6 protein-coding genes are annotated in these 6,033 nt (G+C 69.6%); 4 read left to right on the top strand and 2 right to left on the bottom strand.

The genetic code is table 11. The annotated features are described in order from the left end of the window. Positions 1-619: 619 nt before the first annotated feature. Both VF665_RS16460 and VF665_RS16455 read left to right on the top strand, forming a co-directional pair. On the top strand, positions 620-1,192 hold the full coding sequence (locus tag VF665_RS16460) for a Spy/CpxP family protein refolding chaperone (protein WP_331054535.1): 573 nt from the start codon (positions 620-622) through the stop codon (positions 1,190-1,192). A 102-nt stretch (positions 1,193-1,294) separates the two neighbouring features. Next, on the top strand, positions 1,295-2,572 hold the full coding sequence (locus VF665_RS16455; RefSeq protein ID WP_331054534.1) for a serine hydrolase: 1,278 nt from the start codon (positions 1,295-1,297) through the stop codon (positions 2,570-2,572). A 583-nt stretch (positions 2,573-3,155) separates the two neighbouring features. Here VF665_RS16455 and VF665_RS16450 read toward each other — a convergent pair. After that, complete coding sequence (locus tag VF665_RS16450; protein ID WP_331054533.1) at positions 3,156-3,854, bottom strand: hypothetical protein; 699 nt, start codon at positions 3,852-3,854, stop codon at positions 3,156-3,158. Between the two features lie 319 nt (positions 3,855-4,173). On the opposite strand from VF665_RS16450, the gene VF665_RS16445 reads away from it, so the two are divergent. Together VF665_RS16445 and VF665_RS16440 are read left to right on the top strand one after the other, a co-directional pair. Next, complete coding sequence (locus VF665_RS16445; protein ID WP_331054532.1) at positions 4,174-4,905, top strand: hypothetical protein; 732 nt, start codon at positions 4,174-4,176, stop codon at positions 4,903-4,905. A 1-nt stretch (position 4,906) separates the two neighbouring features. Then, complete coding sequence (locus VF665_RS16440) at positions 4,907-5,092, top strand: hypothetical protein (RefSeq protein ID WP_331054531.1); 186 nt, start codon at positions 4,907-4,909, stop codon at positions 5,090-5,092. Between the two features lie 137 nt (positions 5,093-5,229). Here VF665_RS16440 and VF665_RS16435 read toward each other — a convergent pair. Further along, on the bottom strand, positions 5,230-6,033 hold an 804-nt coding region (locus VF665_RS16435), incomplete at its 5' end, for a M3 family metallopeptidase (protein ID WP_331054530.1).

Here is a 6,033-nt window from a genome sequence, read left to right as displayed (position 1 = left end):
CCTCCCCCAAAACAGACTGGGGGAGGGTTGTCAGCGTGGGGATAGCCCGATGCGGGACATGGGGATTGGCGCGGTACACGACCTTCTGAGCGGATGAATCCGCCGCTCAGACGGCGGTAAGCCCCGACACGGCGCCGACAGGCGCCGTTCGGGGCTTCATCTGCGTCCCAGACTCGGGAGCCGGGTGTGAATTCTCCCCTCTCCGTGCGTCTGTTTGCACGGGGAGGGGCCGGGGGAGGGGCCTTCTGAGCCCGCGGACGCGCGCCGAACCCGCCGCCACCCCACAGCTCCCCTTCACCCGCTGCGGGAGGGGGGGTTGTGGAAACGGGTGCCGCAGCATGCGCCAGACCTCGCCCGACGCTCCGGCCTTCCCTTCTCCGCCGCACGCCCGGAATCCGCGAAAACAATCCTCGCGCTCGCCTCACCATCCCCCGAAAACGCGAGCAGGAATGCGGGATTCCTCGCTTAATCTTTTCCTCATCCGGTTGTTAATCTTGCAGTTAGGTACCCACCGCTAGGTTGATTGCGTGACTGGCGCCGAACGGATTCACCGGCGGCGGCACTCTGGAGGCGAGGCCGCGGTGGCCCGCCCCTGAACCCATGGACCAGAGACAGAACCATGCGTCGCAATCAACTGATGGGATTCGCGTTTGCGCTGGCCGCCGCCTCGTCGGCCCAGGCGGTTTCCGCGCAGACCACGCCCCCGCCGCAGCCCCGCCCGGAGCAGCACGACGGCCGCGGCCACGGGGGCGGACCGCGCGGCGAGGGCCGCGGACCGCACCAGCGCCTGTTCCAGGGCATCAACCTGACGACTCAGCAGCGGGAGCAGATCCACGCCATCATGGAGGCCAACCGTCCTCCGCGCCCCGAGGGCCGCGGGCAGCGCGGGCCCGAGGGCGCACCGCAGGGCGAGCGCGGACGGCGCGGCGAGCGGCCGCGCGGCGAGCGGCCGCGGCTCACCGAGGCGCAGCGCCGGGAGCGGGAGGCGATGCACGCCCAGATGATGCAGAACCGCGACCGGATCTTCCAGCAGATCCGCGCGGTACTGAATGCGGACCAGCGCGCGCAGTTCGACCGCAACGTGCAGGAGATGGAAGCCCACCTCCGCGAGCATGGCGAGCGTGGCAAGCGCGGGGAGCGTGGCGCCCGCGGGCAGCAGCACCAGCGTCAGGGCGCCGGTTCCCGGTCCTGACGGGAATGCGGACGCGCGCCCGGCGCGCGTTCCCCACTCCAGCGGCGGGCGGCCTGTTGTACAAGGGCCGCCCGTCCGCGCGAAATACGAAAGGAGATGCGGATGAATCCCACCATCCTCCGTCAGATCCGTGCGCGCTGGCGCACCGCCGCGGCCGTCCTGGCCGCCGGCACCGCGCCCGCCATCCTGTCCGCCGTCCACACGCCGTCCGCCGTCGCGGTCCCGGCCGCGCCGCTCGTAGCCGTACAAGCGCCCGCCGCCCCGCCCGTCCGAACGATCACGCTGCGCCCCAAGGCCCCCGCGCTCGCGAGGGCGCCGCTGGACCGCGCGGTGGATGCCGTGCGCGCCGAGGTGCGGCGCGGCGCCTTTCCGGGCGCGGCGCTGGCGGCCGGGCGCGGCGCCACCACGTCGCTCATCCAGGGCGTGGGGACGACGACGTGGAAGGGCGGCACGGTAGATCCGGAGCGCACCGTCTACGACCTGGCCTCGCTCACCAAGGTGGTGGCGACCACCACCGCGGCCATGCTGCTGTACGAGGACGGACGGCTGGACCTGGAGGCGCCGGTGTCGCGCTACCTTCCCGCGTTCTCGGGCGGCGCCAAGGACCGGGTGACCATCCGCGACCTGCTGTCGCACACTTCCGGGCTCCCGGCGGGGGCGGGCGTGCGCGGCAGGACGGTGGATGAAAAGCTCGCCTCGCTCATCCGCACGCCGCTGCGCCGCGCGCCGGAGTCCGCGGTGGAATACAGCGACGTCGGTTTCGTGACGCTGTTCGCGGCGCTGGAGCAGGCGGCGGGCGAGCCCGTTCCGCGGATGCTGGAGCGCCGCGTCTACGGCCCGCTGGGCATGGCGAGCACCCGCTACGCGCCGGGGACGGACTGCGAGCGGTGCGCCCCGTCGTGGCTGACTGACGACGGCACGCCGGTGCGCGGCAAGGTGCACGATCCCACGGCGCGCGCGCTGGGCGGAGTGGCGGGCAACGCCGGGCTGTTCAGCACGGTGGCGGACCTGTCGCGCTTTGCGGCCATGCTGGCGGGCGGCGGAGAGCTGGAGGGGGTGCGCGTGCTCAAGCCGGAAACCATCGACACCTTTGCGCGGCGGCAGGCCGGGGCGGGCACCCGTGCGCTTGGGTGGGAGACGCCCAACGCGGACGGCACCGGCGCGGCGGGCACGAGCATGAGCCCGCGCGCGTTCGGGCACACGGGATTCACCGGCACGTCGCTGTGGGTGGATCCGGAGCACGGCACCTGGGCGGTGCTGTTGGCCAACCGCACCTACGATGCGCACGCCAGCAACCGCATTCAGAAGCTGCGCCGCACCGTGCACGCCTACGTCACCGAATCCGCCGAAGAAGCCCCCGTCTCCGCGCTGGCGGAGTAGGCAGAACGCGTTCTCGGATGATGAACAGCGCCCGGCGTGGTCTCACGCCGGGCGCTGTTTCGCAGGGTCTGATCGGTGCACTTCGTAGGGTGCCGATGCGGCCGGAGAGGCCCCCTCTCCCCGGCCCTCTCCCCCGCGGTCGCGGGAGAAAGGGAGACCTCAGCGCGAGGGCGGCGTTCGGCATTGGAAGCGGGCTTCGGCTCGGCCGCAGCTCGCGGCCCCTCCCCCGGCCCCTCCCCGCGCAAACAGCCGCGCGGAGAGGGGGGACTTCACACCAAGCTGCGGTGCCGCGCAGATGCAGCCTCACAGCAGTACCGTGAGGCTTCCAGCAGTTGTTGCGGCGACTTCAGTCGCTCAGCCGCTCGGCCGCTGCACAGATTCCGGAATTGCGCCGGACTCCATGGCGCGACCAATCCTCCCCCAGTCTGTTTTGGGGGAGGGTGGGCGAGTAATGCGAGCCCGGGTGGGGGCCGCCCTGAACCCCGCCGCCTACACCGGGCTCTCCGTCCCCGTGCAGGTGAAGTCCCCCCGTCTGTTTGGGTGGATTTTCCGCTGTTGTTGCGGCGACTTCATTCGCTCCCCCTCACCGGTCCGCCGGCCCGGCGATCGCGACCGGACCGGCGCCCGATCCCCGCAGCCACGACGCGCTCGCGATCCCCATCGCCGCGACGACGAGCGACACGGCGAGCACCAGCCCGGGCATTCCCGCCACCGGCGCGGCCATCACCCCCCGCTTCAGCAATCCGTTCAGCACCACGAACAGCAGCGTCCCCGTAATCACCATCGGCCCGATGAGCACGGCGACGAACCCGGCGACGCGATGTTGCACGCTCGCCGTCGCCCTCCATCCCGCCACGATTCCGCCGCCGAAGACGACGACGACCAGCGCCGCCGTCGCCCAGAACGCGCCCGGCGACACCGAGCCGCCGGAGAGGTTGCGCACCACCGTCAGCTCGTCCCCTCCGCGCATGAGCGTGGTGATGATGCGCGCGAGCGGGTTGCAGGCAAAGATCAGCGCGATGCCGACCCACCGCTGCCTCCACTCCGCGCGCCGGGCGAGCACGATGCCCAGAAGCATCCCCGCCGCGCTGAAGACCGGGCCGGCGGCGGTGGGCACCGGCGTGGTGCACGAGGCGGGAAGGCTCCACGCGTTGAAGTCGCGCTCCGCCCACGCCCCGCACAGCACGCGTCCCACGATGGTGTGCGCAAGCTCGTGTGCCTCGTGCATCACGAGCGCGAGCACGGAAAACGCGGCCAGCCATCGCGCGGTAAAACGCTGCATCGAATCATCCTCCAGGGACGGGTGACGGGGCCGGGAGTAACGGTGTCCCGGCGGATGCGCACCCTACGGCGCCCGATTAGCCCGGTTTCGCGCGTTGCTGGGTCAAAAGCACCATCTGCGGTGGCGGAAGGCAAGTACGGACGAAGGCGCGCACCACGTCTTATGGAGTGGGGAGACGGACAGGTTTGGACCAAGCGGCACGGCGCTCACGAACCGCTTGCTTTCAGGCGATTTCTGCAACACATTCCGCGCTCGCCGATCATCGACCAGCGAAGCGAGGGATCTTCAGGATACCATGAGGCACATCCCCGGGGCGCGGATGGACCGCTTCTATGAGAAAAAGTGGATCGTAGAAGCTGTGAACGTCGTCCCACCCATTCTGGTGGCGGGGATCGGCGCATATACCTCCTGGAGCGACCCACACAAGGCGGCGGCCGCGCCCTACCTGGCCGGAGGCGCTGCCTGGCTGTTGGTGGGAAGCGCGATCAAGGTGATGAACGCAACCGCGCAGGACCGTGAGCGCAAGCGCGTTGCCGACTACGACGGGCTGAGCGCGGCGTTGCGTGTTCTGTACGCCACGGTGCGGCAGGTGGCAAAGGTGGATTCTGAGGACGGTGATGTGGTGCGGCTCACCATTCACCGCGTCGTGCCGCCCAAAAAGGGCAAGGCTCCGGGCGAAACCCTGGAGCAGTTGCTTCCGTACTTCTGCCGGTCCGGGGGAGGCGCTGGCCGGACCTTCTCCATCCACACGGGTATTATCGGCAAGGCGGCGCGCGAACGGGCCATTCTGACTGCGACGCGAGGCGCCTCCCACTACGACGCGTTTATTCGGGAACTGGTGCGCGAGTACGCGTTCACCGAAGCCGACGCGCTGAGACTACGGGCCGACCGCCACGCGTGGATGGCCGTACCGATTCTTGCGACGGACGGCAACACAATGGCGGTCGTGTACCTGGATTCGAGTGATCGCGACTTCTTTTCGGCGGAAGTGCAGGCAGTTGTTGCGGCAGGTTGTGCAGGGGTCACCTCCTACATTCACGAGGCATACTGAGATGAGTGCCAAGACCAAGGATGCAGGGCATGGGGCCTTCTCCGAGCGCACGGAAATCGTTTCCAAGCCTGGCGCGGCAATCCGGCTGGAGCGCACCGTCCTGCGGGGCGAACTAAAGCGCAAGCTCACCGCGGATGGTGTCCGCAGCCTTGGTCCGGCAACTTCCCGTGACGACAAGAAACGGTAGCCCTCTGGACGCTGCTGGTCGGGTGAACGCGTGCGGCCACTGGCTATCTACGGCGGACCCGATATCAATGGAAGACAAAAAACCGGCCGGCGATCCTGTGATCGCCGGCCGGTTCTGCTATCCACCCGCCTCGCGGATCAGTCGCGCGAGGCCGGGGCCGAGGTGGTGGGGAAGCCGCGGCGGCGCATGAGCGCGTCCACGCTGGGGTCGCGGCCGCGGAAGGCGCGGTACGCCTCCGCCGGGTCCACCGTGTTGCCCACCTGGAACACGAACTCGCGCAGCCGGCGCGCAACCTCCGGGTCGTACAGCCCGCCCGGCGCCTCGGTGAACGCCTCCGTGGCATCCGCGCTCAGCACGTCGCTCCACAGGTAGCTGTAGTAGCCGGCGGAGTAGCCGTCGCTGCTGAACACGTGGCCGAACTGCGGCGTGCGGTGCCGCATCACGATCTCGCGCGGCATCCCCAGCTGCGCAAGCGTTTCCCGCTCGAACCGGCGCGCGTCGATGTCCGCGTTGCCGGCCAGGTGCAGCTTCATGTCTACCAGCGCGCTGCTCAGGTACTCCACCGTGGCGAAACCCTGGTTGAACGTTCCCGCCTGCTTGATGCGGTCCACCAGCGCCTGCGGAATGGGCTCGCCCGTCTGGTAGTGCGTGGCAAAGCGGTTCAGCACCTGCGGCGTGGCCAGCCAGCGCTCCAGCAGCTGCGACGGGAACTCCACGTAGTCGCGCGACACCGCCGTGCCCGACAGCGTGGGATAGTTCACGTTGCTCGACAGGCCGTGCAGCGCGTGCCCGAACTCGTGGAACAGCGTGGTAGCGTCGTCCCACGAAATCAGGACCGGCTCGCCGGCGCTACCCTTTACGAAGTTGCTGTTGTTGCTGACGATGGTGGTCACCTCGCCCGCGAACCGCTCCTGGTTGCGGTAGGCGTTCATCCACGCGCC

It is taken from the genome of Longimicrobium sp. (genome assembly GCF_036387355.1).
In the GTDB taxonomy this organism is placed as follows: domain Bacteria; phylum Gemmatimonadota; class Gemmatimonadetes; order Longimicrobiales; family Longimicrobiaceae; genus Longimicrobium.
The sequence above is the reverse complement of the archived record's forward strand: the minus strand, read 5'-3'. Positions and strand labels throughout refer to the sequence as shown.